The following is a 25,210-nucleotide window of genomic DNA, read 5'->3' as shown; positions in this document are numbered from 1 at the left end:
TCCTTCAAGCGAACGGACGGAGACGCGCGATCAGCGCTGCGGGGCTTCCCCGGCGGGCGGCGCGCCATGCGGGCCACCGTGCGGCCCGCCGGGCATGCCCTGCATCCCTTGCATCTGCTGCAGGACGCGGCGTTGCTGCTCCAACTCGGCGGCGCTCTTGAAATCGATCAGTTCGACTTCGAACACCAGATCGCTGTTGGCCGGGATCACCACTTCGCCAGTGCCCTGGTTGGTCTGCGGGCGATCGCCATAGGCATCGGCGGCCGGAATCTCGAGCCGGTACTTGCCGCCGCGCTTCATCATCTGAAGGCCCTTGGAGAAGCCGGGGATCACCCCATCGACCGGCATGGCGACACGTTCGCCGCGATCGAATTCCTTGCCGGTGGACGCGAGCCGCCCGACATAGTTCACCAGCGCGACATCGCCCGTCTTCGGCGATTCGCCTTCACCCTGCTTGACCGCCTCGACATAGACCGCCGCAAAGTGCTGCGGCCGCGCGGCATAGGCCCCGCCGATCCCGATCAAAGCGGCCACGGCAACGCCAAGCCAGATCTTGGTGACCGATCCCTGCGCAACAGGCTGCAGCGGAACGCGCGTGATTTCGGACATTGCTTCCCCTTTTGAGCGCCCCGGTCTGAGGCTCTCCCTGCGGTAAGGCGCGAATCGCCATCGGCCGCAAGGGCCAGATGTGCGAAAGGGCGCCGCGATGACGGCGCCCCTCTTGGCCCAGCCGGGCCGTCGCGGCAAGAGGCTAGATGGCGGATGAGACCAACGTCTCTTCCGCCGCCCGAACCTTACTTGGCGCCGTCGCGCTCCAGCCGCTTGCGCTCCAGCTTGCGGGCGCGGCGAACAGCAGCCGCCTTTTCGCGGGCGCGCTTTTCGGAAGGCTTTTCGTAGTGGCGGCGCAGCTTCATTTCGCGATACACGCCCTCACGCTGCAGCTTCTTCTTGAGCGCGCGAAGAGCCTGGTCGACATTGTTGTCGCGAACGAGAATCTGCATAAACCGACACACCTCAAACAGCTTCAGGCGAGAGCCCGCCTATCATGCGGGGGTCACCGTGATTCGGGAAACACGAACGGGGCCGAATCCATGCTGGACCGGCTCCAACCGGCGGCCCGTTAGCAGTGCGTCAAACGAAAGGCAAGCAAACTCGCGCCCTGATCGTTCCCCCGCCCTTCCCCCGGAGCCGCTGAACGTCTAAGGCCGCAACCATGAATCCTCCCTCAACCTTGCAGGCCACGCTGCTGGTCGCCGCTGGCGGCGCCGGTGGATCGGTGCTGCGCTATCATGCCGGACGGCTCGTGATGGGCATCGTCGGCCCCAACGCGGCCTTTCCCTGGCCCACCTTTTCGATCAACGTCGCGGGCAGCCTGCTGATGGGACTGCTGGCGGGCTGGCTTGCCCGGAATGGCGCGGCCGGCGAAGCCTGGCGGCTGCTGCTGGCGGTGGGCGTGCTGGGCGGCTTCACCACGTTCTCCTCGTTCAGCCTCGAAACCGCGCTGCTGCTCGAACGCGGGCTGATGGGCACGGCCGCGGCTTATGCGGCGGGTTCACTGGCGACGGGCATCGCCGGGCTGTTCCTGGGCCTTTTCGTGATGCGGGCAGCGGCATGAGCGAGGAAGTCCGCCAGTTCACCATCGCGCACGACGATGACGACATCCGGCTCGACCGCTGGTTCAAGCGCCATTTGCCGCAAGTGGGCTTCGCCACGGTTTCGCGCTGGGCGCGCACCGGCCAGATCCGCGTCGACGGCAAGCGCGCCGATGTCGATACCCGGCTGGCGAAGGGCCAGGTGCTGCGCGTGCCGCCAGGCGGGACCACCCCTCTGGCGGGCAGCAAGGGCGCCCGGCCGCGCAAGCCGCTGACCGAGGAGCAAATCGCGCTGGCCGAATCCATGGTGCTGGAAAAGGACCGCGCGGCGATCGTGCTCAACAAGCCGCCCGGCCTCGCCACGCAGGGCGGCAGCGGCACGCACGAGCATGTCGACGGCCTGCTCGACGCCTACGCCGAGGACAAGGGACCACGCCCGCGCCTGGTCCACCGGCTCGACAAGGACACGTCGGGCGTCCTGCTGATCGCCCGCACGCCCGGCAGCGCGGCATTCTTCTCCAAGCGCTTCTCCGGCCGGTCGGCCAGGAAGATCTACTGGGCGCTCGTGACGGGCATTCCCGATATATCGGACGGACTGATCGAACTGCCGCTGGCCAAGCAGCCGGGCACCGGTGGCGAGAAGATGATGGTCGATGAAAGCGGCCAGGGTCAGACGGCGCGCACCCGCTACCGCGTGGTCGATCGCGCCGGCAACCGGGCGGCCTGGGTGGAACTCCAGCCGCTGACCGGCCGCACCCACCAGCTTCGCGTCCACATGGCGGCGATCGGTCATCCGATCGTGGGTGACGGCAAATATGGCGGACAGGCGGCGTTCCTGACCGGCAGCATCAGCCGCAAGATGCACCTCCACGCCCGCCGCCTGCGCATCGAGCATCCCGAAGGCGACCTGATCGATGTGACCGCGCCGCTGCCTGAGCACTTCGCGGCCAGCATGGCGCAGCTGGGCTTTGACGAAGCGGATGGCGATCTCCCGCTCGAACCGGTCAAGCTGGTCGACGAGAAGGACGAACAGAAGCGCGCGGCCAAGGCCCATGCCAAGCAGTACCGCAAGGAGCGGCGCGGCGAACGGCGCAAGCGGGCCGATGGGCCCACCGGCCGCAAGCCGACGGGCAAGCGCGCCGCCGCGAAGCCCGCCGCAAAGAAGCCGGCGGCACGCAAGACGCCATCGCCCCGCACGCCCAAGCGCTGATGCATCCCAACCCCGCCTTCCGCAGCGACGATCGCGATCTGCACGAAGCGCTGATAGCGGAAATCGGATTCGGCATGGTGTTCCTGACCACGCCGGACGGGCCGCGCGTGGCGCATACGCCGCTGCTTTCGACCGGCGACGGCGCGGTGCAGTTCCATCTCGCGCGCGGCAACGCGCTGACCCGCCACCTGGATGGCGCCATGGCGCTGGCGGTGGTCAACGGGCCGGACGGCTATGTGAGCCCGCGCTGGTATACCGATGCCGCGCAGGTGCCGACGTGGAACTACGTGGCGCTGGAACTGGAAGGGCGCGTGCGGCGCATGGATCAGGATGGCCTGCGCGCGCTGCTGGAAGGGCTTTCCGCGCGGCATGAGGCGCGCATCGCCGATGCCACGCCTTGGACGATGGACAAGATACCCGAACCGCAACTGCGGCAGATGATGGGCGCGATCGTGGGCTTCGAGATGGAAGTGCTGGCCTGGCGGCCCACGTTCAAGCTTTCGCAGAACAAGCCGGCCGACGAACGCACCCGCGTGGCGGCGGGGCTTGAGGCGGAAGGATCGCCCGCCATCGCCGAACTGATGAGGAGGCTGGTGCCATGACGTCCGACGCGCCTTTGCGCCTTGCCATCTTCGATTGCGACGGCACGCTGGTCGACAGCCAGGCCGATATCTGCGCGGCCATGGACGCGGCCTTTGCCACCGCCGGCCTGACTCCACCCGATCGCGCGGCAACCCGCAGGATCGTCGGCCTTTCGCTGCACGAGGCGATGCGCCGCCTGCACCCTGAAGGCGGGGACCGCGATCACGCCGCGCTGGCCGGATACTACAAGGACGCCTTCCGCGCCCGGCGCGAGGCCGGCGCCGCGGCTGAGCCGCTCTACGAAGGCATCGCCGCGCTGGTGGAAGAACTGGCGGACGCTGGCTGGCTGCTGGGCGTCGCCACCGGCAAGAGCGACCGGGGCCTTGCCCATTGCCTGGCCACCCATGGCCTTGCCGGGCACTTCGTTACGCTGCAGACGGCCGACCGGCATCCCTCAAAGCCCCATCCTTCGATGGTGGAAGCCTGCCTTGAAGCCACCGGCGCCAGCGCCGCGCACACCGCCATGATCGGCGATACCGCCTATGACATGGAAATGGCGCGCAATGCGGGCATCCGGGCATTCGGGGTGGACTGGGGCTATCACGATCCGGCGGAACTGTTCGACGCGGGCGCCGAAGCGGTGGCCACCACCATGGTCGAACTGCGCGCCCTGCTGAAAGGCATGGAATGAGCGCCGAGCGCGACCCGGCCATCGCCCGTTTCGCCATCCTGCAACTGGTCCGCCTTTCCGGCACACTGCTGGTGCTGGCCGGCGCGCTTGTCGCATCGCGTAAGGTCGGGTGGCTGGCGGGCCTGCCCGAAGCGGCGGGCTATGTCCTGATGGCCGCCGGTCTTGCCGATTTCTTCGCGCTGCCACCCCTGCTGGCAAAGCGCTGGCGGAGCCCCGAATGAAGCGTTTCTACAAGGACGTGACCGTTGTCGCCGAAGATGGCGGCTTTCGCGTGGCGCTGGACGGGCGCGGCATCCGCACCGTCGGCGGACGCCCCCAGATCGTCCCCGCCCGCGCGCTGGCCGAGGCCATGGCAGCGGAGTGGGCCGATCAGGGCGAAGAGATCGACAGCACCCGCTTCCACCTGCGCGACATGGCCGATTTCGCGCTGGATGTGGTCGCCCCCGAACGCGCCCGCACCATCGGCGAACTGCTGCCTTATGCCGAAACCGATACGCTGTGCTATCGCGCCGAGCCGGACGAGCCATTGGCGGCGCGCCAGCGCGCGGTGTGGGAACCGCTGCTCTCCGCCATGGAAACGCGCATCGGCGTGAGCTTCCACCGCGTTTCGGGCGTGATGCACCGGCCGCAGCCGCCCGAGGCGATCGAGCGCATCGCCGGCGAACTGGAGGGGCTGGACGCCTTCGCGCTGGCGGCGCTGCGCAACACCGCCAGCCTGGCCGCGTCGCTTACGCTGGGCCTTGCCGCGATCGCGCCGGGCGCGGACGTGGAAGCGCTGTGGAACGCCGCCAATCTCGAGGAAGACTGGCAGGCCGAACTCTGGGGCAAGGATGCCGAGGCGCAGGACCGGCGCGACAAGCGCTTCGCGGCGTTCCGCGCGGCAACCCGCTTCGCGGAACTTGCGCGGGCTTAAACCGCCTTCCTGCCAATCAGGATCAGCCGAACCAGTCGACCACGTCCTTCGCCACGGCGTTGGCCGCCTTGTTCAGCGCCGGCCCCACCTCGCTCGCTTCCGGCGCGACGCCCGGCACGTCCTGTTCGAAACGCTTCGTCTCGATCTTGCCGCCGGGCAGTTCCTTCACCGCATCGAAACGGACGATCACGCGCCGGCTGCGCGCGTCGTAGCCCAGGTCGAGAATGCGGCCCGAAAGGCGCGGCCCGCTGACGCCCAGGTCGTTCTCCACCACCAGCCTGCCGCCCTTGGCGCGCAGCGTTTCGGCCAGCAGGCGCTGGAACAGCCGCGTCGGCCGTTCGACCCATTGCGTGCCCTTGAGATAGGCGACGTTGGAATCGTCGATCTGCACCGGAATGCGCAGCACCGCCAGCCGCGCCTCCGCCGCCGGCTCCAGCACGGCGGTCGCGCCGGAGAGGCTGCCCGACACGCCGGCGCCGGCGGCGGGCGCGCTTTCGGGCGTCAGGCTCATCAGCGTGCCCGGCACCTTGGTGCCGATGTTGACGCAGGCGGAAAGGGCCAGAGCGAGGGCAGACGCGAGCAGCGGCGCGGCAAGGATCGGTTTGCGGATCATCGCGATGGTCCCTTTCATGGCTTGTAGTCTGGCAGCTTCGGGCTGCCGACGATGGCGCTTACGCCACGGTCGTTGATCTTGTCGGTCACTTCGCGCAGCGACCGCGTCGTCGCCTGCAGATCGCGGATCGCGGCTTCGGCAGCAGGCAGCGTGCGTTCGTTCAGCTGGCGCGCGGCCGGGCGCGTATCATCCAGCGTGGCCTGGAGCGCGTCCGCCGCGGACTGGGCCGATTTCAGCGTCTGGCGCAACTGCTTGGCGAGGCCGCTACCTTCGTCGTTGATCATCGCGTCGGTCGATCCGGCCAGCTTCTCGAAGCTGGAAAGCGTGTAGTTCGCCTGCCGCAAGGTCGCCTGCAATTCGGACAGCACCCGCTTCACATCGGGCGAGGCAGCGGCAAGGTTGCCGGTCATCTTGTCAGTGTTGCGCATGATGTTTTCGAACGACTTCAGGTTCTGGTCGGACAGCACCATCGTCAGCCGTTCGGTCAGCGTCGCCAGCCGTTCCAGCAACAGCGGCGTGTTGGCCAGAATCTCGCCAAGACCGCCGCGCTTGGTCGGGATCACGGGCACGCCTTCCGGTCCCTTTTCCTCGATCGGTGGCGCGCCCTTGACCGCGCCCTGCAACTGGATGGTGGTTACGCCGGTGAAGCTGCCCTGCAGGCTGGCGGTCGTGCCCTGCAGGATCGGCACCTTCCTGTTGATCTTGATCCGCACCCGGACGAATTCTGGGTCCTTCTCCCACAGATCGATGTCTTCCACCTGACCCGAGGGCACGCCCGAGAACGAGACTTCCGATCCCTTGGCCAGACCATCCACCGACTGCTTGAAGAAGATGTCGTAGTGATCCTGTTCGCCCTGGTTCAGGCGCGCGATCCACACCGTCAGCGCGGCGATGCCGGCCAGCAGCAGGAGGGTAACGGCCCCGACCCAGATATGGTTTGCGCGCGTTTCCATCGGCTGTGTTCCCGTATCCTATGCCTCGTCCAGCGCCGTATCGTCCACCGGAGCGGCAATCCCCGGCGGTGCAATTCGATCCTGCGCGGCCTTGGCGGCCCGGCCGCGCGGGCCATTGAAGTATTCCTGAATCCACGGATGATCGAGCGCCAGCAGTTCCGGGATCGTTCCCACCGCGATCACCTTCCTATCGGCCAGCACGGCCACACGATCGCAGATTTCGTAAAGGGTATCGAGATCGTGCGTGATCAGGAACACGGTCAGCCCCAGCGTCTGCTGCAGGCTGGCGATCAATTGATCGAACGCCGCCGCGCCGATCGGGTCCAGCCCCGCCGTCGGTTCATCCAGAAACAGCAGTTCGGGATCGAGCGCCAGGGCGCGCGCCAGGCCGGCGCGCTTCTTCATGCCGCCGGAAAGTTCGGCCGGATACTTGGCGGTCGCTTCCGCCGGCAGGCCGGAAAGGATCACCTTGTAGCGCGCGATCTCGTGCCGCAGCTCGTCGCTGAGCTCGGGATAGAATTCGCGCAACGGCACTTCGACGTTTTCGGCCACGGTCAGCGTGGAGAACAGCGCGCCGCCCTGGAACAGCACGCCCCACTGGCAGCGGATGTCGATATCGTCATCGTCGCGCGCGTCGGTGATCGAGCTGCCCAGCACCTCGATCTCGCCCGCTTCGGGGATCTGGAGGCCGATGATAGCGCGCATCAGCACCGATTTGCCCGTGCCCGAACCGCCCACCACGCCAATGATCTCGCCCCGCCGGACATCGAGATCGAGGTCTTCGTGGACCACATGCGGACCGAACACGTTCTTGAGGCCCCGCACGCGGATGAGGATATCGGGATCGCTCATCCCCAGCCGACCTTGGTGAAGAACACCGCAAAGAAGGCATCGAGCACGATCACCATGAAGATCGCCATGACCACCGCCGCCGTGGTGCGCGTGCCCACTTCCTCGGCATTGGCCTTGACCTGCATCCCCTGATAGCAGCCGGCCACGGCCACGATCAGGCCGAACACCGGCGCCTTGACCAGCCCGACCCACACGTCGTGCAGCGGCACCACTTCCTGAATGCGCGCCAGGAAGGTCAGGAAGGGAATGCCCAGCGTCGTGGCCGAAAGAAACGCGCCGCCGATGATGCCGACGACGGCCGAATAGGTGCCCAGCAAGGGCAGCATCAGCATCGTCGCCAGAATGCGGGGCAGCACCAGCGCTTCCATCGGCGAAACGCCGATCGTGCGCATGGCGTCGACCTCCTCGGTCAGCTTCATCGTGCCGAGCTGCGCGGCGAAGGCGGAGCCGGACCGGCCCGCGACCATGATCGCCGTCATCAGAATGCCGAGTTCGCGCAGCGTCAGCCGGCCGACAAGGTTGACCGTGTAGATTTCCGCGCCGAACTGGCGGAGCTGGACCGCGCCCTGCTGCGCGATGACGATGCCGACCAGGAAGCTCATCAGCCCCACGATCGCCAGCGCGTTCACGCCCACCAGCTCCATCTGGTGGATCATCGCCTTGCCGCGGAAACGCCCGGGATGCCGCAGCAGCGTGCCGGTGACCTGCACCACCTGCCCCAGGAAGCCCAGCACCTGCAGCGAGCCCCAGGCCAGCCCGACCACCGCATCGCCCACCTTGCCCGGCACGCGCTCGAACAGCGGCAGGCGCGGGGCGCTGACGCCCGAATCGTTCTCGCCCGCCTGGCCCACCGCGGCGATCAGGCGTTCGGCTTCGCTGCGGGCGCCGACGATCTCCGCGCCCTGTTCCTGCGCCAGCCGCCACACCGTCCACGCGCCCACGGTGTCCATGCGCTCCACGTCGGAAAGGTCGATGCGGGCGATCGGTTCGTCCAGCGCGCGCAGCCGGGCATCGATCGCGCCGACCGAGGACACCAGCATCTCGCCGCTGAACGCCAGCGTGGCGCCCCCGGCTTCTTCGGTTCCGGCATCGCCGGGCTGGATCGTGAAGTCGGCTAACGCCCGCATAGGATGCGCTTCATGCGGGAAAATGGCAGGGGCGACAAGTGCATGACGTGCGACACAACGTTTCAAGCGTGGTTTCGGTTTCAGGATGGCATCCCGTTTGGCGCCCCGGCGCTTGCAGGCGGGCGGAACGGCTGGCAAAGCGCCCGCCATGACCGAACAGACTCTCGACAAGACCTTCGAGCCCGCCGAAATCGAGGCGCGCTGGTACAGCCATTGGGAAACGAACGGGCTTTTCCGCCCCGAACGGCCCGAAGCGGTGCCGTTCACGATCGTAAACCCGCCGCCGAACGTCACGGGATCGCTCCACATCGGCCACGCGCTGGACAACACGCTGCAGGACGTGGTGATCCGCTACGAGCGGCTGCGCGGCAAGGATGCGCTGTGGGTGGTCGGCACCGACCATGCCGGCATCGCCACACAGATGGTGGTCGAACGCCAGATGGAAGCGCGGCAGGACAAGCGCACCAACTACACGCGCGAACAGTTCGTGGAGAAGGTGTGGGAATGGAAGGCCGAATCCGGCGGCACGATCACCCGCCAGCTGCGGCGCCTCGGCTGCTCGATGGACTGGAGCCGTGAGCAGTTCACCATGGACCCGCATTTCACCAAGGCCGTGGTGAAAGTGTTCGTCGACCTCTATAATCAGGGGCTGATCTACCGCGACAAGCGGCTGGTGAACTGGGACCCCAAGCTCAAGACCGCGATCAGCGACCTCGAAGTGGAAACGCGCGAGGTGCAGGGCGGGTTCTGGCACTTCAAGTATCCGCTGGCTGACGGCGTGACCCGCGACGACGGGCTGGATTACATCGAGGTTGCCACCACGCGCCCCGAAACGATGCTGGCCGATATGGCCGTGGCGGTCCACCCGGATGATCCGCGCTACAAGAGCGTGATCGGCAAGGACATCGTCCAGCCGCTGACCGGCCGCCGGTTCAAGGTGGTGGCCGACGAACACGCCGACCCGGAGCTGGGCAGCGGCGCGGTGAAGATCACGCCGGGGCACGATTTCAACGACTTCGACGTCGGCCGCCGCGCCGGCATCAAGGCGGGCGACATGCTCAACATGTTCGATGCCGAAGCGAAGGTGGTGCAGACGACGGACGGGCTGGTGCCCGCCGAATTTGTGGGGCTGGACCGGTTCGACGCGCGCAAGCTGGTGGTCGAGCGGATGAAGGAAGCCGGCTTCCTGATCCCGCACGTGACCAAGGACAAGGAAGGCAACGAAGTCCTCCACGACGCCGAACCGCGCACGATCCAGACGCCGTTCGGCGATCGCGGCGGCGTGGTGATCGAACCCTGGCTGACCGACCAGTGGTACGTCGATGCCGAAACGCTCGCCAAGGCACCCATGGAAGCCGTGCGCTCCGGCGCGATCGAGATCGTGCCCAAGACCTGGGAAAAGACCTTCTTCAACTGGATGGAGAACATCCAGCCGTGGTGCGTTTCGCGGCAGTTGTGGTGGGGACACCGGATTCCGGCTTGGTATGGGCCGGAATTCGAAGCGAGCGCGACGAGGGTCGCATCCGTCGGCCTCAAAGCTTTTGTCGCCGAAACCGAAGAACAGGCGCTCATGCAGGCACAGGCCTATCTCGATGAGTTGAAGGCAACGAGTCATCCGCTGTTCCAGAACGCCATCGTCGAGCTGGAAAGCGATGGCAGTGAGCGTGAACCCGGCCTCACCAATGCCCCGTTCAAGTATGAAATCTCTCGCGACCCCGACGTCCTCGACACCTGGTTCTCCTCCGCGCTGTGGCCCTTCGTCACGCTCGGCTGGCCGGATGAAGATGCGCCGCTGCTGAAGAAGCACTACCCCAACGACCTGCTCGTCTCGGGCTTCGACATCCTGTTCTTCTGGGATGCGCGCATGGCGATGCAGGGCCTCCATTTCATGAAGGAAGTGCCGTGGAAGCGGCTCTACCTGCATGGGCTGGTCCGCGCGGCGGACGGGCAGAAGATGTCCAAGTCCAAGGGCAATGTGGTCGATCCGCTGGGCCTGATCGACCAGTACGGCGCGGACGCGCTGCGCTTTTTCATGTGCGCCATGGAAAGCCAGGGCCGCGACGTGAAGATGGATGAAAAGCGCGTGGAGGGGTATCGCAACTTCGCCACGAAGCTGTGGAACGCCGCACGCTTCTGCCAGAGCAATGGCATCACCGGCGGCATCGGCGATCACACCGGCCCCGGCATCGTGCCGCAGCTTGCCGTCAACCAGTGGATCATCGGCGAAGTCGTCGACACCGTGGCCGAACTCGACAAGGCGATGGCCGACTTGCGCTTCGACGCCGCCGCCAACGCGATCTACCACTTCGTGTGGGACACGTTCTGCGACTGGTACATCGAACTGATCAAGGGATCGTTCGACGACGAGACCAAGGCCGTCGCCGGCTGGGTGCTCGACCAGATCCTCGTTCTGCTCCACCCCTTCATGCCCTTCGTGACCGAGGAACTGTGGAACAAGACGGGCACGCGCACCGGCGAGCTGATCGTGGCGGCCTGGCCCCAGCCCAAGACGGCGGTCGATGCGGCGGCGAAGCGTGAGGTCGAATGGCTGATCGCGCTGGTTTCCGCCTTGCGCACCGCCAAGAACGAGCTCGGCATCGCGCCCGGGGCCAAGCTGGACGCCTATCTGCCCGAACCCAGCGCGGCCACGCGCGCGATCATCGAGGCGAACGGCCCGGCGATCGACCGGCTGGCGCGGCTTTCGTCGATCCGCTTCGAACCGGTCCCTGCCGGTGCCGCGATGCAGATCGGTGCTGGCGATGCCAACATCGTCATCCCGCTGGAAGGTGTGATCGATATCGCCGCCGAAAAGGCCCGCCTCGAAAAGGCGCTCGCCGCCGCGCAGAAGGAAGCGAAGGGACTCGAAGGGCGGTTGAACAACCCCGCGTTCGTCGAGAAGGCCAAGCCCGAGGCGGTCGAGAAGGCCCGCGCCGATCACGCGCACCACAGCGCCGAGGCCGAGCGACTGGCGTCTGCGCTGGCGCGGCTGGGGTGATGTGATGCCTGCTCCGTTCGTGTCGAGCACAGTCGAGACACTCCGCGCGACGGTTCTCGACTTCGCTCGAACCGAACGGAGGCTGGATTGCGTCCGTTGGCCCGCGCCATGCTGACACTTGCCACCACCACGCCGGGCGAACCGGAAATCTTCGCCTCGTTGCAGGGTGAAGGGCCGTCGATCGGCCGCCCTTCGGTGTTCCTGCGCCTGTCGCGCTGCAATCTTGCCTGCCGCTGGTGCGATACCGCCTACACCTGGCGCTTCACCGGCGACAACCGGCCGCACCGTGACGCAATCGCCTTCGAGCGCGGCGAGAACCAGATCACGCTGGACGAGCGCGACGTGGCGCTGCGCCTGCTGGCCCATCCGCAGGACCGGCTGGTCGTGACCGGCGGCGAACCGCTGTTGCAGGCCCCCGCCCTCATCCGCTTGCTGACGATCCTGAAGGAAGCGCGGCCCCGCCTGCATGTGGAGATCGAAACCAACGGCAGCGTGCCCCCGACGCAGGCGCTGGACGCGCTGGTGGACCAGTACAACGTCAGCCCCAAGCTCGCCCATTCGGGCAATCCAGCCGATCTGGCGCTGGTGCCAGAACGGCTGGCGCACTGGGCCATCGAACCGCGCGCCTTCTTCAAGTTCGTGGTCGCCACGCCCGACGATCTGGATGAGATCGCGGCGCTGCAGGCGCATTACGCCATTCCGTCGGACCGCCTGTTCGTGATGCCCGAAGGCACCGCCAGCGCCCCCTTGCGCGAACGGTCCGCCTGGCTGGCCGAAGCCGCGATGAAGGCCGGCTGGCGCTTCACCGACCGGCTGCACATCCACCTCTACGGCGATACGCGCGGGACATAGCAAAACCTCCCCGGAAGCGGGGAGGTTCGGAAGGTCAGAACGGGATATCGTCGTCCAGATCGTCGGAGAAGCCGCCGCCGGACGATCCGCCGCCGCCCTGGTTCCAGCCACCGCCCGAGGACGATCCGCCCCCGCGCGAGGAGCCGCCACTGCTGCCGCCTTCGTTCCAGCCGCCACCGCCGCCGCCCGAGCGCTGGCCACCGCCGAAGCCGCCGCCCCCACCGCTACCGCCACCGGCACCGGGCGCGCCATCCAGCATGGTCAGCACCGCGCCGGGGCCTTGCAGCACGACTTCGGTGCTGTAGCGGTCATTGCCCGACTGGTCCTGCCACTTGCGGGTGCGGAGCTGGCCTTCGATATAGACCTTGCTGCCCTTGCGCAGGAAGCGTTCGGCCACGCCTGCCAGACCTTCGGAAAAGATCGCCACGCTGTGCCATTCGGTACGTTCCTGCCGCTCGCCCGAATTGCGGTCCTTCCACGTTTCCGACGTGGCGATGCGCAGGTTGCAGACCTTGCCGCCGTTCTGGAACGAGCGCACTTCCGGGTCAGCCCCCAGATTGCCGACCAGAATGACCTTGTTGACGCTGCCTGCCATCGAATCGTGTCCCGTGTGAATGTGGAGGCTGGCCTAGCCAATGCGCGGCGGCAGGGCGAGTCCGCCCCCCGTCCTTTCCACAACGGGAAGGGCTTCAACCCAACCCGAAGGCCCGTGCCGTCCAGAAGGTCACGCCCGCCGCCAGATAGGCCAGGCCGAACAGGTAGGCGAGCATGAACGCCGGCCATTTCCACCCGTTCGTTTCGCGCCGGGTGACCGCGATCGTCGACATGCACTGCGGCGCGAACACGAACCACGCCAGGAACGCCAGCGCGGTCGGCAGCGTCCAGTGCTCCTTGAGCTGATCCTCCAGCGCGTTCGCCTGCGCATCCTCGTCATTCGCGTTGTCCACGGCATAGGTCGTGGCGAGCGAGCTGACCGCCACTTCGCGCGCGGCCATGGCGGGGATGATCGCCAGCGCGATATCGCGGTTGAAGCCCACCGGTTCCACCACCACGGCCAGCCCGTTGGCGATGTGCCCGGCGATAGAGGCGTCCACCTGGCTCTGCCCCTCGCCCGCGCGGGGGAAGTTCAGCAGGAACCACAGCACCACCGTGACCGTGAAGATCATCGTGCCGGCGCGGCGCAGGAAAATCCACGCGCGCTGGAACAGGCCGAGCGCCAGATCCTTCACCGTGGGCAGCTGGTACTTGGGCAGTTCCATGATGAAGCCGCTGGCCGCGCCCTTCGTCACCGACCGGCGCAGCACCAGCGCCACCACCATCGCCCCCACCACGCCGAACACATAGAGCCCGAACAGCACCAGCCCCTGCAGGCCGAAGCCGGGGCCGACCGTGCGGTGGGGAATGAACGCGGCGATGATCACGGCATAGACCGGCAGGCGTGCCGAACAGGTCATCAGCGGGGCGATCAGGATCGTGGTCAGCCGGTCCTTGGGATCGGTGATGCTGCGCGTGGCCATGATGCCCGGAATGGCGCAGGCGAAGCTCGACAGCAGCGGGATGAAGCTGCGCCCCGAAAGGCCCACCGTGGCCATCAGCCGGTCCATCAGGAAGGCGGCGCGGGCCATGTAGCCGGTCGCCTCCATCGTCAGGATGAAGAAGAACAGGATCAGGATCTGCGGCAGGAACACGATCACGGCCCCCACGCCCGCGATCACGCCATCGGTCAGCAAATCGCGCGCAAGCGAGGGCGGAAGCGCGGTCTTCACCAGATCGCCAATGCCCGAAACGCCCGCGTCGAGCACGTCGGCAAAGGGCGTAGCCCAGCTGAACACCGCCTGGAACACCACGAACAGCAGCGCCAGCAGGATCGGTGGACCAAGCCAGGGGTGCAGCAGCACGCGGTCCATCCGGGCGTGAATGCGATGCTTGGCGGTTTCCGAAAGGATCGCGCCATGCGCCATCTCGTGCGCCAGCAGCCGGCGTTCGGGCAGCGTGACATGCGCGCGCGGCGCGGTTTCGCCAGACACGCGATCGCGTGCTTGCGCAATCGCGGCGGACAGTTCTGCCAGTCCACGCCGTCGTACCGCCACGGTGGGAATCACCGGCACGCCCAGCGCGGTTTCGAGCGCGGCCGAATCGAGCGTCAGCCCATCGCGCTCGGCAAGGTCCACCATGTTGAGCGCGACCACGGTCGGGCGGCCAAGCTCCAGCACTTCCTGCGCGAAAACCAGATGCTGTTCGAGGTTCGAGGCATCGAGCACGATAACCAGCACGTCCGGCTGGGCCTGCCCCACCTGTTCGCCCATGATGACCTTGCGCGTCACCTCTTCGTCGGGGCTGGTGGCGTTGAGGCCATAGCTGCCCGGCAGGTCGACCAGTTCCATCGGTTCGCCGCTGGGCAGGATCAGGCGCCCCGCCTTTCGCTCGACGGTGACGCCCGGATAGTTGGCGATCTTCTGGCGCGCGCCCGTCAGCGCGTTGAACAGCGCGCTCTTGCCCGCGTTGGGATTGCCGACCAGCGCAGCGACACAGGCGTTGCGGCTCATGCCGTTGCTCCGATCAGTTCGACATGCATCGCCCGGGCATGCACGCGCCGCAGCGCCACCGTCATCCGGCCGATCTCCACCGCCAGCGGATCGCGCGACACAAATACGCCGCGATAGGCAAGGCGCACATGCGCCCCGGCATCCAGCCCCAGCGCGCGCAGCCGCTCCGCCTCTTCGGGCACGAGCAAGTCCCAATCGACGGAATCGATTCGCGCGGGCGTTCCAAGTGGGATCTGGTCGAGTGTCACGCTCACGGCGCTGCCATAGGCCGAAAGCATTTGCAAGGCATTCGCAATAAGGAGCCTGAAATTAGCATGGCTCTACTGGCGCGACCTTGCCACCGCGCGCATTGACGCCGGTCAAGTGGCTCTTATCGCGCGGGATACCGCAGGCGGCCGAACAGGCGCATCACGCTGAAGGTTTCCTCGCGCGGGCGGGTCAGCCGGGCCTTGGCCTTCTCGAAACGCATCACGCCCTCGATCCGCCGATCAAGGAACGCGCGCGTATCGGCATGGCCCTCGCTCTTGTCCTCGGCATGGACCGCCAGCGTGGCGGCATAGATCGCCGCCAGCGTGGCGCGCTTGGTATAGTGGTTGTAGTCCGTCGCGGTATCGCCGGCGAGCCGCCACATCGCATCGGCGCTGTGCCAGCCGAGCTTCATGGCCGTGGGCACGTTCTGCGGCATGGCCATGATCGCCAGCGCACGGCGGAGCGCTTCCTCGCGGCCGGCCAGCGCATCGAGCCGGAACTGCACCAGCGTGCGGATGCGCTCGCGGATCGGCAGGTTGCCGATCCGGGCGGTCGGCAGGGCTTCGGCCATGTCGGCATCGACGCGCGCGATCCACGCCGCGATCATCGCCATGGGCTTGCCCCCGAACGCGAACGCCGCAACCGCCGGGTCCACCCCGGCCGCATCGGCCGCGCTGGCCACGGCGGCCTCGCCCCATCCATCGAAGACGGCGGCTTCGGCCACGTGGGGCGCCAGTTGCAGGCGGATAGCGTCGAGCGTCGATTCAGAAGCGGATGTCATCGCCACGGCCCGATCAGAACGAAGGCCCGTAGGTGGGCTTCTGAGGGGCGGCCTTGGCGGCCTTCATGGCGTTGTCGATCTCTTCCAGCACGGCACTGTTCTTGCCGTCGAGCGCGGCATAATCCCGCGCGGAACGGCCCGAATTGTCAGGCCGCTCCGGGTTGGCCCCCGCCTTCAGCAACATGCGGATGATCGCCATGTCGCGGCGATGCACCGCGTTGATCAGCGGGGTTTCGCCGGTGTTGTTCGGTTCATCGACGCGCGCGCCGCTCTTGATGAGGAAATCCACGCCTTCGGCAAAGCCCAGATCGACCGCCATCACCAGCGGCGTGGTGCCCTTCACGTCGCGGACGTTCACATTGGCGCCCTTGGCGACCAGGAACTGCATCCAGGTCAGATCGCGGCGGGCGGTCACGATGTGCAGCGCGGATTCGCCGGAGGTGACGTCGCGCGTGTTGACGATCTGGGTGCCGGGCTCGTTCAGCGCATTCTGGACCTTTTCGCCGTCCTTCTTCTTCACGGCTTCGAGGAACTTGTAGCTTTCCGAAAACTGCGCTTGCGCGGGCGCGGCGAGACCCAAACCCAGCCCGAGCCCGGCGATCATCGCCAGTCCCGCGAAAGCCGATCGAAGCCCGTTGTGCCGCCGCGTGTTCACGTCCCTGTTCCTTCTGCTGCGAGCCTGCCAGACTCGCCCCTTGCGGAACCCGTGTTAGCAGAGCATGAACCGTCCCGCCATGGCCCGACCGATCTTCCTTGCAGCGCTAACCGCCCTGGCCGCCACGCTTTCCGCGTGCGGCAGTTCCACCCCCACCGAAACCCCGCCGCTGGAAGGCGCGGCGATCGGCGGCGATTTCACGCTTGTCGACAAGGACGGCAAGACCGTTCACTTCAACGATTTCGCCGGCAAGTACCGCATCGTGTACTTCGGCTACAGCTTCTGCCCGGATGTCTGCCCGCTCGATCTCCAGCACGTGATGCAGGGCTATCACCTGTTCGCGAAGGATCACGCCGACCTGGCGAAGAAGGTGCAGCCGATCTTCGTGACGATCGACCCCGCGCGCGATACGCCGCAGGTCGTCGGCCAGTTCGCCGCCAATTTCGGCCCGGAACTGCTAGGCCTGACCGGCAGCGAGGCTCAAGTCGCGCAAGCGGCCAAGGCTTTTGCCGTCTATTATCAGAAGCGCCCCGGCACCGCGCCCGATGCCTATCTGATGGACCACAGCCGCGGCGTCTATCTGATGGCGCCCGACGGCAAGCCGATCGCGCTGCTGCCCGGCGAGAAGGACGGGAAGGCCGTCGCCGCCGACCTTGTGAAATGGGTCCGCTGACATGGCCGCGCTGGCCGACCGCTTCTGGGAAAAACCCGTCGAAACGCTGACCCGTGACGAATGGGAAGCGCTGTGCGACGGTTGTGGCAAGTGCTGCCTGCACAAGCTGGAAGACGAAGACACCGGCGCGGTCTATCACACCAACGTCGCCTGCCGGCTGCTCGACCTTTCGACCGCGCGCTGCGCCGATTATCGCCACCGCAAGGCGATGGTGCCCGATTGCCTGCGGCTGACCCCGCGCATCGTGGCCGAAGTGCCATGGCTGCCGGCGACGTGCGCCTATCGCCTGCGCGCCGATGGCCTGCCCCTGCCGGCGTGGCACTACCTGATTTCGGGCGATCGCGATGCGGTTCACCGCGCGGGCGTCTCCGTCGTGGGCAAGGCCGTCAGCGAGGTGCTCGCGGGGCCGCTGGAAGAACATATCGTGCCGGAAGAGGTATGGCAGGCGTCGGGGGGATGATCGACTGGCTGCGCCGCCCCGCCGCGCCGCGCGTGGTGAAGCCGCGCACCCTGCGGATCGGCGGGCAGGATCTGCCGCTCGTGATCCGGCGGCTGCGGCAGGCAAAACGGATGACGCTGCGCCTTTCGCCCGACGGCAGCGAAATCCGCGTTTCCATTCCCGCCTGGGGCCGCGTCGGCGATGCCGAGGCTTTCGCGCGGGACCGCGCCGACTGGCTGGCGCAGCAACTGACGCGCCTGCCCGCGCAGCAGACGCTCGAACCTGGCGCGCCGGTGCCGTTCCGGGGCGTGGCGCGTCGGCTCGACTGGCATGCAACGGCCCCCGCAGGCCATCCATCGGGGAAGACGCGATCATCCTCGGTGGCCCGCGCGAGGGGCTGGAAAGCCGGCTGCGCCGCTGGCTGGAACGCGAAGCGCTTGCCCTGCTTGCCGACGATCTGGCGCATTACTGCGCGCGCGGAGGCCACCCGGTGCCGCGCCTCGCCCTGTCGCGCGCGCAACGGCGCTGGGGCAGCTGCGCCGCCGACGGATCGATCCGGATCAACTGGCGGCTGGTCATGGCCCCCGATTTCGTCCGGCGGTCGGTCGTGGCGCACGAGGTCGCGCATCTGCGCCACTTCGACCACAGCCCGGCCTTCCACGCCGAACTCGATCGCCTGTTCGAAGGGAACGTCGCCGAGGCGAACCATTGGCTGAAGCGCGAAGGACGCGGGCTCTACCGCCCGTTCGGCTGATCCTGGCGCAGGGCACTGGCGGAATCGGCGGCCACCGCCTATCTAGGCGGCGATGAAGGACTTCTTCCGAAACGTCTCGCCCCGGCGCGCGATCATGGATCTGTGGCAGATCATGGGCGCGCCCAGCGAATACCGCACGCGCGGCCTGTTGCTGGCCGCCTGCGTGACGGGCGGAATATTCTACCTGATGGTCCAGCAGGAAGGGCGCGGCCTGCCCCGTCCGCCGAAGGTGCTCTACTTCGAAAGCTGGCGCGCGGACCGCTCCGACAAGGAGATCATCGCGGGCAACATCGCCGCGACGAAGAAGGCCCGCGCCGAAGAGGCGGAAGAGGAGCGCCACGCCGAAAACATCCGCCAGATGTACAAGGCCGTCGGCGCGGCAACGGGCATCGATACGGAAAAGATGTATCAGGAAGGCAAGGCAGAGCGCGAAGCCGAAAAGAAGGCCGAGCAGGAACGTGCCGAGAAGATCATCCAGCAGCATCGTGCCCAGCCCAGCCCCCAGCCCTGACGCTGAGCGGCCCGACCAGGACTGGCTGGACGCGGCAGCGGCGATCGCCGCGCGCGGCCGTCCGCTAAGCCGCCCCAACCCCGCCGTCGGCGCGATGATCGTGCGCGACGGGCGCGTGGTCGGGCGCGGCTGGACCCAGCCGGGAGGTCGCCCCCATGCCGAGGCGATGGCGCTGGCGGAGGCCGGCACCGCCGCGCGCGGCGCAACGCTATACGTCACGCTGGAACCCTGCGCCCACGCCAGCGCGCGCGGCCCATCCTGCACCTCGCTGGTGCTGGCCTCGGGCCTCGCCCGCGTGGTCGTCGGCTGCGAAGACCCCGATCCGCGCACGGCCGGCAACGGCATGGCCGCGCTGCGGGAGGCGGGCATCGCGGTGGACCTGCTCTCGTCCCCGGCCGCGCGGGCTTCACTGGAAGGCTACCTCACTCGCAGCCGGCTGGGCCGGCCGCACGTGACGCTCAAGCTCGCCACGTCGCTCGACGGGCGGATCGCGCTGGCGGACGGGACCAGCCAGTGGATCACCGGCGCCCAGGCGCGCGCGCATGTCCATGCCGAACGCGCCTGCGCCGATGCGATCCTCGCCGGTGGCGGCACCTTGCGCGCCGATGCGCCGCGGCTGGACGTGCGCCTGCCCGGCCTGGAGGATCGCAGCCCGGAACGCTGGGTGCTGACGCGCGGCGCTGCGCCGGACGGGTGGCGCGCGGTGGCCGACATTGCCGCGCCGGATGCCTTTGGCGTGGCGCAATACCTGTTCGTCGAAGGCGGGGCCGGTGCCGCCGCCGCGTTCCTGGCCGCCGACATGGTCGACCGCATGCTGCTCTACCGCGCGCCCATCGTGATCGGCACCGGGCTTGCGGCGATCGGCGATATCGGCCTGGCCGCGCTGCCCGACGCGCACGGCCGCTGGCAACTGGCCGAACGGCGCCAGCTTGGCAGCGACACGCTCGACGTCTACCACCGTCTCCGTCCCACCCTTCCAGCCTGAAAGCCGCGCGCATGTTCACGGGTATCGTCACCGAAATCGGCAACATCATCGCCATCGAGGATCGCGGCGACCGTCGTGTGACGGTATCCTGCGCGATGGACCCGGCGAAGATCGCGATGGGCGCTTCGATCGCCTGTTCGGGCGTGTGCCTGACCGTGGTGGACAAGGGCGGCGTGGCCGGCGAAGCGTGGTTCGCGGTGGACGTCTCGGGCGAAACCGTGTCCCGCACCGCGCCCGCGCAATGGCAGGCGGGGCGGCCGATCAACCTGGAACCCGCGCTGAAGCTGGGCGACGAACTTGGCGGGCATATCGTGACCGGACATGTCGACGCGGTGGGCGAAGTCGTGGGCATCTGCCCCGAAGGCGCCTCGCACCGGATCGGCATCTCCGCACCAAAGGAACTCGCACCGTTCATCGCGCCGAAGGGCTCGATCACGGTGGAAGGGGTGTCGCTGACCGTCAACGAAGTGGCCGACCAGCCCGATGGCACGGCGCACTTCGCGCTGAACATCATCCCCCACACCGCCGAGGTCACCACGCTTGGGCGCCTTGCCCCCGGCGACAAGGTTAACCTCGAGATCGACGTGCTCGCGCGCTATCTCAAGCGTATGCAGAGCCTTGCCGCGCCGGCCTGAGGTCGGAACCTGTCAAGGCGGCGCTAAAGCCTGTCTGTCCGGCGCAAAAGCAAAGCTTGCGCTTGACGCTTATGACTCAACCAAATAAGTAGACATTCATCCCTCACGGGTTCCGGTGACCAGGCCGGCCGTGTCTTCAGAGGGTCCTGGTCCGCGGCATTTGATCGGGAAGCAGCTTGCTCCGCGTTACCAACCGCTAAAGCGCGCGATGCTGGGGCGACAGCGCCAGGCATCGTGTTCCCTCACGCCAAGTGATGAGGTGATACGATGCGTGCCATGAGCTTTATCTGACGTAACCCGCCGTGTCCGGCCGCGCCCTGCGCGCGGAGGGAGCCGGATCGCCCGGCCGGTTGCGCCCCTCACGAACCATACAACCGTCGCTTTATAACTGACGCGGTCACCATGCCCCGCGTTCCGGTCCACCGGACGCATGCGTGCGGCACGCCCGTTTCCATCTTCAGGTTTCAGGGATCAACTATGTCCGATTTCATTTCGTCCGCGCTTCGCGGAAGCCTTTCGCGCGCCCTTGCCACAGCTTCGGTCAGCCTCATCGCGCTCGCCGCCGCACCTGCCTGGGCAACCGCCGCCGATGCCCCGGGTGCCGATGCGCCCGCGGACAGCACCGCCGCGCCGGACGGGGAAGCCGCCGATGCCGGCAACGAGATCATCGTCACCGCGCGCCACCGCGAGGAGCGGTTGCAGGACGTACCGCTCGCCATCTCCTCGATCGCCGGCGGCGAACTCAACGCCCAGCATCTCGACCGCGTGGCGGACTATACGGTGAAAGTCCCCAACTTCGGCGCGATCCAGCAGAACACGCGCGTTTCGGGCCTCTACATCCGTGGCGTGGGCGGCAACGCCAACAACGACGGCGCCGAAGGCGGCGTCGGCCTGATCGTGGACAATGTGTTCTTCACCCACGTCGGCTTCAGCTGGCTCGATTTCGTCGATCTGGAAGGCGTCGAGGTCGTGCGCGGGCCGCAGGGCACGCTGCTCGGCAAGAACACTACCATCGGCGCGGTGATCGTGCGCACCGCCAAGCCCAAGTTCGATCCCGAACTCAACATCAACGCCACGTATGGTGGCCGCAACCGCTTCCAGGTGCGCGCCAATGCCACCGGGCCGATCATCGCCGACAAGCTGGCCTATCGCGTCACTTTCGCCACCGATCAGGGCGGCGGCTGGATCCGCAATGCCTATGACGGGGCCAAGTATCTCGACAACAGCCGCTGGTCCGTGCGCGGCCAGTTGCTGTTCACGCCGGCCAGCAACATCAGCAGCCGCCTGATCGTCGAGCACTACGAAACGCGCGAATACAACAACTTCTACCCGGCCTCTGCCGACGTGAACGCCAACCTGAACCTCGATGGTACGGTGCGATCCGTCCGTGCCGGAAGCTGACCAACAAGCTGAAGACGCTGTTCGGCTACACGCCCAGCTTCGACATCACCAAGAACGCCAATCTCAATTCGCAGCAGCGGCTGGTCTCGCGCACCAACGGCATCTCGAACGAGCTGAACTGGGACTTCGGCGGCGCAACGCTGACCTCGGTCAGCGCCTGGCGGCAGCTCTATTTCCGCCCCTACAACGACAGCGACCTGACGCCGCTGCCGATTTTCCGCGCCGGCTATGACGTCGATGTCGACCAGTATTCGCAGGAACTGCGGCTCGCTTCGAACAAGGGCGGCCTGCTCGACTGGCAGGTGGGTGCCTATTACCTGCACGAAGACCTGGTCAGCGATTACCGCACGATCTTCTATTCGGGCGCGGCCGCGTTCCTGACCGGCAGCAACGCCACCCCCCGCCGCGATCCTAGACGGCGTCGATTACAGCAAGCGCGGCAAGCTCAAGATCGACAGCGGGGGCGGTGTTCGGACAGGCCACGCTGCACCTGACCGACGCCTTCTCGCTGACCGGCGGCGTGCGCTTCACCCGCGAACGCAAGCAGGTAAACGTGACAGGTTCCTACACCGGCGGCGCCACCCTGCCCCTGCCGGCGCTGAACACCGCCCGTTCAACCATTCTTGCCAGTCTTGGCGGCACCACGGCAGCGGAAGGCGGCCTTTTCACCGTGAGCGCGGCCAATACGCGCAATTCTGTCGCCTGGCTGGTGAACCCGTCGTTCAAGGTCAGCGACAACATCCTGCTCTATGGCTCGGCCAGCTATGGCGAGAAATCGGGCGCGGCGAACACCACCGCCTCCACGCTCACGCAGTCGGTCATCATCACCCAGCCGGAAAAGTCGCTCGACTTCGAAGCCGGCTTCAAGACCACCTGGCTCGACCGCAAGCTGACGCTCAACGTCAATTTCTACAACAACACGATCAAGGGCTATCAAGCCGCTCAAGTCGATACGCAGCGGCCCACGCTCGGCTCCTACCTTGCCAACGTGGGCAAGGTGCGGCTGCGCGGGGTGGAGTTCGAAACCACGATCGCGCCGGTTCCGGGCCTCACCCTGAACTTCAACGGCGCCTATAACGACGCGAAGTACCTCAACTATGCGAACGCGCCCCGCGCCGCTGGAATTCCAGGCCGCGCTGGGCGGCGCGACCTCGACGCTCAGCCTCACCGGCTACCAGATCGCCAACGCGCCCAAGTGGGTGCTGCAGGGCGGCTATAACGTCGAGCAGCCGATCGGCGGCAACCTCAAGCTGACGAGCTACGCCACCGTCAGCTATCGCAGCCGCACCGCGTTGATCAATCCGCGTTCGATCTACGGCTGGCAGAACGCCTATGCGCTGGTCAACGCCGGCATCGGGTTGCGGACCGAGGACGATCGGTATTCGATCCTGCTGTGGTCGAAGAACCTGTTCGACAAGCGCTACGCCGCGGCATTCGGCGCGGCCAGCGCCAACACCCCCATCATCCACCATCCTGGGCGAACCCCGCACCTGGGGCGTGACCCTTTCCGGGAAATTCTGACCATGGCCGAACCCCGTCAAATGCGCCTCGGCGCATTCCTCTACAGCATCGGCCACCATGTCGCCGCCTGGCGCCATCCCGATGTCGATCCGCACGACGCCTTCCGCTTCGAGTTCTACCGCGAACTCGCGCAGAAGGCGGAAGCCGCCAAGTTCGACGCGGTGTTCTTCGCCGACAACGTGGGCCTGCTGGGCGGGTCCGCCGAGGCGATCAGCTACGCCCCGCCGGTCTATTTCTGGGAGCCGCTGACCCTGCTGGCCGCTCTGGCCACGCATACCAGCCGGATCGGCCTGATCGCCACGGTATCCAGCACCTACATGCCGCCCTACCATGTGGCGCGGAAGTTCGCCCGCGCTCGACCAGTTGAGCGGCGGCCGCGCGGGCTGGAATCTGGTGACGTCGGGCACCAATGCCGAAGCGGCCAACTTCGGCCTGTCGCACCAGCTTGCCCACGCCGAACGCTATGACCGTGCGGCCGAACATATCAGCGTGGTCAAGGGGCCTGTGGGACACCTGGGATGACGATCCGCTGGTGCTGGAACAAGGAAAGCGGGCGCTTTTCCGATCCCGCCAAGGTCCGCTTCTTGAACCACCAAGGCCCCTAATTACAGCGTGCGCGGGCCGCTCCAATCGGGCCGGCCGGTGCAGGGCCATCCCGTGATCGTGCAGGCGGGATCGTCCGCCGACGGACAGAAGCTCGCCGCAGCTACAGCCGAAGTGGTGTTCACCGCGCAGCAATCCCTCGAGGAGGCCGTCGCCTTCGCGCAGGGGGTGAAAGACCAGGCCGAAGCCGCCGGGCGCAGCCGCGACAGCCTGCTGGTGATGCCTGGTGCCAGCATCTACGTCGCCCCACACGCGAGGAAGCGCAGGCCAAGTTCGACGCGCTCCAGCGCTTCGTCGACGTCAAGGCCGCCGCGCAGGGGTTCAAGACGTTCCTCGACTGGGACCTCAGCGAGGTCGATCTGGATGCGCCCGCCCCCCTCCCCACCCTTCACCGAAGGCTGGCAAAGCCGGCAGCGGGCTGCTCTACGATCTGGCGCTGCGCGAAGGCCTGTCGGTGCGCCAGCTGGTCGGCCGGATCAGCGCGGCGCGCGGCCATCTCGTGCTGGTCGGCACGCCCGCCGACATCGCGACACGCTGCAGAATGGTTCGAGGCAGGCGCCGCCGACGGTTTCAACATCCTCGCGCCCACGCTGCGCGACGGGCTGACCGACTTCATTGATCTCGTCCTGCCGGAGCTGCGCCGGCGCGGGCTGTTCCGCACCGAGTACGAAGGCACGACCCTGCGCGATCATCTGAGGCTGGCGCGACCCGCCGTCGCCGCGCCCCCCGCCACCGCTGTCACCGAAGCGGCGGCCTGAACCAGGGACGGCCCGGCATGACACTCTCTCCGCAATCCGCTCCATCGGCGTGGCGCCTGATCCGCTTTGCCGCGATCGCCGTGCCGATCTACGCCGCGGCACAACCCGTCGTGGCCTATCTGCCGGCGATCATGGCCAAGGATTTCGGCTTGTCGCTGGGCACGCTGGGCCTGCTGATGCTGGCCGGCCAGATCATCAATTCGGTGCTCGATCCGGTGATCGGGACGTTGAGCGACCACACCCGCGCGCGGTTCGGCCGGCGGCGGACATGGATCGCGGCGGGTGGGCTGACCTTCACCGCGGGCGCCGTCCTGCTGTT

At 67.2% G+C, this 25,210-nt stretch carries 29 protein-coding genes and 2 pseudogenes; 19 read left to right on the top strand and 12 right to left on the bottom strand.

Annotated elements, in window-relative coordinates; all coding sequences use genetic code 11:
• Positions 1-30 precede the first annotated feature (30 nt).
• Both F1640_RS14115 and rpsU read right to left on the bottom strand, forming a co-directional pair.
• Entirely contained in the window at positions 31-609 is a 579-nt protein-coding gene (locus F1640_RS14115; RefSeq protein ID WP_124807818.1) for an FKBP-type peptidyl-prolyl cis-trans isomerase, read from the bottom strand.
• Between the two features lie 185 nt (positions 610-794).
• Positions 795-1,001: a 30S ribosomal protein S21 gene (gene rpsU / locus F1640_RS14110; protein ID WP_091145878.1), complete on the bottom strand. Its 207-nt coding sequence runs from the start codon at positions 999-1,001 to the stop codon at positions 795-797.
• Positions 1,002-1,213: 212 nt separating this feature from the next.
• Here rpsU and crcB point away from each other — a divergent pair, with 212 nt between their 5' ends.
• Genes crcB through F1640_RS14080 form a run of 6 tightly spaced genes read left to right on the top strand, consistent with a single transcriptional unit; the run spans position 1,214 to position 4,988 of the window.
• Positions 1,214-1,615, top strand: a complete 402-nt coding sequence (gene crcB, locus F1640_RS14105) for a fluoride efflux transporter CrcB (protein WP_194919745.1) — start codon at positions 1,214-1,216, stop codon at positions 1,613-1,615.
• Complete coding sequence (locus tag F1640_RS14100) at positions 1,612-2,802, top strand: RluA family pseudouridine synthase (RefSeq protein ID WP_125954792.1); 1,191 nt, start codon at positions 1,612-1,614, stop codon at positions 2,800-2,802. The genes crcB and F1640_RS14100 overlap by 4 nt, the downstream gene beginning before the upstream one ends.
• Complete coding sequence (locus F1640_RS14095) at positions 2,802-3,404, top strand: FMN-binding negative transcriptional regulator (protein ID WP_194919744.1); 603 nt, start codon at positions 2,802-2,804, stop codon at positions 3,402-3,404. Before F1640_RS14100 ends, F1640_RS14095 begins: the two co-directional genes overlap by 1 nt.
• Entirely contained in the window at positions 3,401-4,075 is a 675-nt protein-coding gene (locus F1640_RS14090) for an HAD-IA family hydrolase (RefSeq protein WP_194919742.1), read from the top strand. Before F1640_RS14095 ends, F1640_RS14090 begins: the two co-directional genes overlap by 4 nt.
• On the top strand, positions 4,072-4,296 hold the full coding sequence (locus F1640_RS14085; RefSeq protein WP_125954789.1) for a hypothetical protein: 225 nt from the start codon (positions 4,072-4,074) through the stop codon (positions 4,294-4,296). Before F1640_RS14090 ends, F1640_RS14085 begins: the two co-directional genes overlap by 4 nt.
• Positions 4,293-4,988, top strand: a complete 696-nt coding sequence (locus tag F1640_RS14080; RefSeq protein ID WP_194919740.1) for an ATP12 family chaperone protein — start codon at positions 4,293-4,295, stop codon at positions 4,986-4,988. The genes F1640_RS14085 and F1640_RS14080 overlap by 4 nt, the downstream gene beginning before the upstream one ends.
• Positions 4,989-5,010: 22 nt before the next feature.
• Here F1640_RS14080 and F1640_RS14075 read toward each other — a convergent pair whose 3' ends face one another.
• From F1640_RS14075 to F1640_RS14060, 4 genes are read right to left on the bottom strand one after another with little or no spacing between them, the layout of a single operon-like run.
• Positions 5,011-5,619, bottom strand: a complete 609-nt coding sequence (locus F1640_RS14075) for an ABC-type transport auxiliary lipoprotein family protein (protein ID WP_233497543.1) — start codon at positions 5,617-5,619, stop codon at positions 5,011-5,013.
• On the bottom strand, positions 5,616-6,554 hold the full coding sequence (locus F1640_RS14070) for an MlaD family protein (RefSeq protein WP_125954787.1): 939 nt from the start codon (positions 6,552-6,554) through the stop codon (positions 5,616-5,618). Before F1640_RS14070 ends, F1640_RS14075 begins: the two co-directional genes overlap by 4 nt.
• Before the next feature lie 18 nt (positions 6,555-6,572).
• Positions 6,573-7,406: an ABC transporter ATP-binding protein gene (locus F1640_RS14065; RefSeq protein ID WP_125954786.1), complete on the bottom strand. Its 834-nt coding sequence runs from the start codon at positions 7,404-7,406 to the stop codon at positions 6,573-6,575.
• Entirely contained in the window at positions 7,403-8,533 is a 1,131-nt protein-coding gene (locus tag F1640_RS14060) for an ABC transporter permease (RefSeq protein ID WP_124807827.1), read from the bottom strand. Before F1640_RS14060 ends, F1640_RS14065 begins: the two co-directional genes overlap by 4 nt.
• Before the next feature lie 148 nt (positions 8,534-8,681).
• On the opposite strand from F1640_RS14060, the gene F1640_RS14055 reads away from it, so the two are divergent.
• Both F1640_RS14055 and F1640_RS14050 read left to right on the top strand, forming a co-directional pair.
• Positions 8,682-11,528: a valine--tRNA ligase gene (locus tag F1640_RS14055; RefSeq protein ID WP_194919739.1), complete on the top strand. Its 2,847-nt coding sequence runs from the start codon at positions 8,682-8,684 to the stop codon at positions 11,526-11,528.
• A 108-nt stretch (positions 11,529-11,636) separates the two neighbouring features.
• On the top strand, positions 11,637-12,380 hold the full coding sequence (locus F1640_RS14050; protein ID WP_124807883.1) for a 7-carboxy-7-deazaguanine synthase QueE: 744 nt from the start codon (positions 11,637-11,639) through the stop codon (positions 12,378-12,380).
• 34 nt (positions 12,381-12,414) lie between these two features.
• On the opposite strand, the gene ssb is transcribed toward F1640_RS14050, so the two are convergent.
• From ssb to F1640_RS14025, 5 genes are all read right to left on the bottom strand, one after another.
• Positions 12,415-12,975 carry a single-stranded DNA-binding protein gene (gene ssb / locus F1640_RS14045; protein ID WP_125954766.1) on the bottom strand — a complete coding sequence of 187 codons (561 nt, stop codon included), beginning with the start codon at positions 12,973-12,975 and terminating at the stop codon, positions 12,415-12,417.
• Between the two features lie 94 nt (positions 12,976-13,069).
• Positions 13,070-14,926, bottom strand: a complete 1,857-nt coding sequence (locus F1640_RS14040; protein WP_194919738.1) for a ferrous iron transporter B — start codon at positions 14,924-14,926, stop codon at positions 13,070-13,072.
• Positions 14,923-15,204: a FeoA family protein gene (locus F1640_RS14035; RefSeq protein ID WP_206694687.1), complete on the bottom strand. Its 282-nt coding sequence runs from the start codon at positions 15,202-15,204 to the stop codon at positions 14,923-14,925. The genes F1640_RS14040 and F1640_RS14035 overlap by 4 nt, the downstream gene beginning before the upstream one ends.
• 92 nt (positions 15,205-15,296) lie before the next feature.
• Entirely contained in the window at positions 15,297-15,956 is a 660-nt protein-coding gene (locus tag F1640_RS14030; RefSeq protein ID WP_194919737.1) for a COQ9 family protein, read from the bottom strand.
• A gap of 13 nt (positions 15,957-15,969) precedes the next feature.
• Positions 15,970-16,611 (bottom strand): ankyrin repeat domain-containing protein, encoded by a 642-nt coding sequence (locus F1640_RS14025; RefSeq protein WP_223806444.1) that lies wholly within the window; start codon positions 16,609-16,611, stop codon positions 15,970-15,972.
• Between the two features lie 64 nt (positions 16,612-16,675).
• Between F1640_RS14025 and F1640_RS14020 the strand changes: the two genes are divergently transcribed.
• From F1640_RS14020 to F1640_RS26040, 10 genes and pseudogenes are all read left to right on the top strand, one after another.
• On the top strand, positions 16,676-17,284 hold the full coding sequence (locus tag F1640_RS14020) for an SCO family protein (protein WP_194919736.1): 609 nt from the start codon (positions 16,676-16,678) through the stop codon (positions 17,282-17,284).
• Between the two features lies 1 nt (position 17,285).
• The gene (locus F1640_RS14015; protein WP_124807833.1) at positions 17,286-17,744 is read left to right on the top strand and encodes a YcgN family cysteine cluster protein; all 459 of its coding nucleotides are present in this window, start codon (positions 17,286-17,288) and stop codon (positions 17,742-17,744) included.
• Complete coding sequence (locus F1640_RS14010) at positions 17,629-18,477, top strand: M48 family metallopeptidase (protein WP_309229266.1); 849 nt, start codon at positions 17,629-17,631, stop codon at positions 18,475-18,477. The genes F1640_RS14015 and F1640_RS14010 overlap by 116 nt, the downstream gene beginning before the upstream one ends.
• A 52-nt stretch (positions 18,478-18,529) precedes the next feature.
• Positions 18,530-18,988 (top strand): hypothetical protein, encoded by a 459-nt coding sequence (locus tag F1640_RS14005; RefSeq protein ID WP_124807834.1) that lies wholly within the window; start codon positions 18,530-18,532, stop codon positions 18,986-18,988.
• Complete coding sequence (gene ribD, locus F1640_RS14000; RefSeq protein ID WP_309229265.1) at positions 18,963-19,973, top strand: bifunctional diaminohydroxyphosphoribosylaminopyrimidine deaminase/5-amino-6-(5-phosphoribosylamino)uracil reductase RibD; 1,011 nt, start codon at positions 18,963-18,965, stop codon at positions 19,971-19,973. The genes F1640_RS14005 and ribD overlap by 26 nt, the downstream gene beginning before the upstream one ends.
• A gap of 11 nt (positions 19,974-19,984) precedes the next feature.
• A complete protein-coding gene (locus F1640_RS13995) occupies positions 19,985-20,608 on the top strand; it encodes a riboflavin synthase (RefSeq protein ID WP_194919735.1) in 624 nt (207 codons plus the stop codon).
• A 477-nt stretch (positions 20,609-21,085) separates the two neighbouring features.
• Positions 21,086-22,009 carry a TonB-dependent receptor plug domain-containing protein gene (locus tag F1640_RS13990; RefSeq protein ID WP_194919734.1) on the top strand — a complete coding sequence of 308 codons (924 nt, stop codon included), beginning with the start codon at positions 21,086-21,088 and terminating at the stop codon, positions 22,007-22,009.
• Positions 22,010-22,475: 466 nt separating this feature from the next.
• Positions 22,476-23,228, top strand: coding sequence for a TonB-dependent receptor domain-containing protein (locus F1640_RS25350; RefSeq protein WP_194919733.1), 753 nt, complete (start codon positions 22,476-22,478; stop codon positions 23,226-23,228).
• Positions 23,229-23,532: 304 nt separating this feature from the next.
• Entirely contained in the window at positions 23,533-23,997 is a 465-nt protein-coding gene (locus F1640_RS25830) for an LLM class flavin-dependent oxidoreductase (RefSeq protein WP_309229320.1), read from the top strand.
• Positions 23,924-24,334, top strand: a pseudogene (locus F1640_RS26040) (LLM class flavin-dependent oxidoreductase); the annotation flags it as partial. The gene F1640_RS25830 and the pseudogene F1640_RS26040, both read left to right, overlap by 74 nt.
• Before the next feature lie 187 nt (positions 24,335-24,521).
• Here F1640_RS26040 and F1640_RS25340 read toward each other — a convergent pair.
• A complete protein-coding gene (locus F1640_RS25340) occupies positions 24,522-24,749 on the bottom strand; it encodes a hypothetical protein (protein WP_255530375.1) in 228 nt (75 codons plus the stop codon).
• A 159-nt stretch (positions 24,750-24,908) separates the two neighbouring features.
• Here F1640_RS25340 and F1640_RS26035 point away from each other — a divergent pair.
• Positions 24,909-25,160: pseudogene (locus tag F1640_RS26035) on the top strand (MFS transporter); the annotation flags it as partial.
• Positions 25,161-25,210 lie beyond the last annotated feature (50 nt).

Source organism: Novosphingobium sp. NBM11, from assembly GCF_015390225.1.
Taxonomy (GTDB): domain Bacteria; phylum Pseudomonadota; class Alphaproteobacteria; order Sphingomonadales; family Sphingomonadaceae; genus Novosphingobium.
Note: the sequence above shows the minus strand (reverse complement) of the source record. Positions and strands in the feature narration are given on the sequence as shown.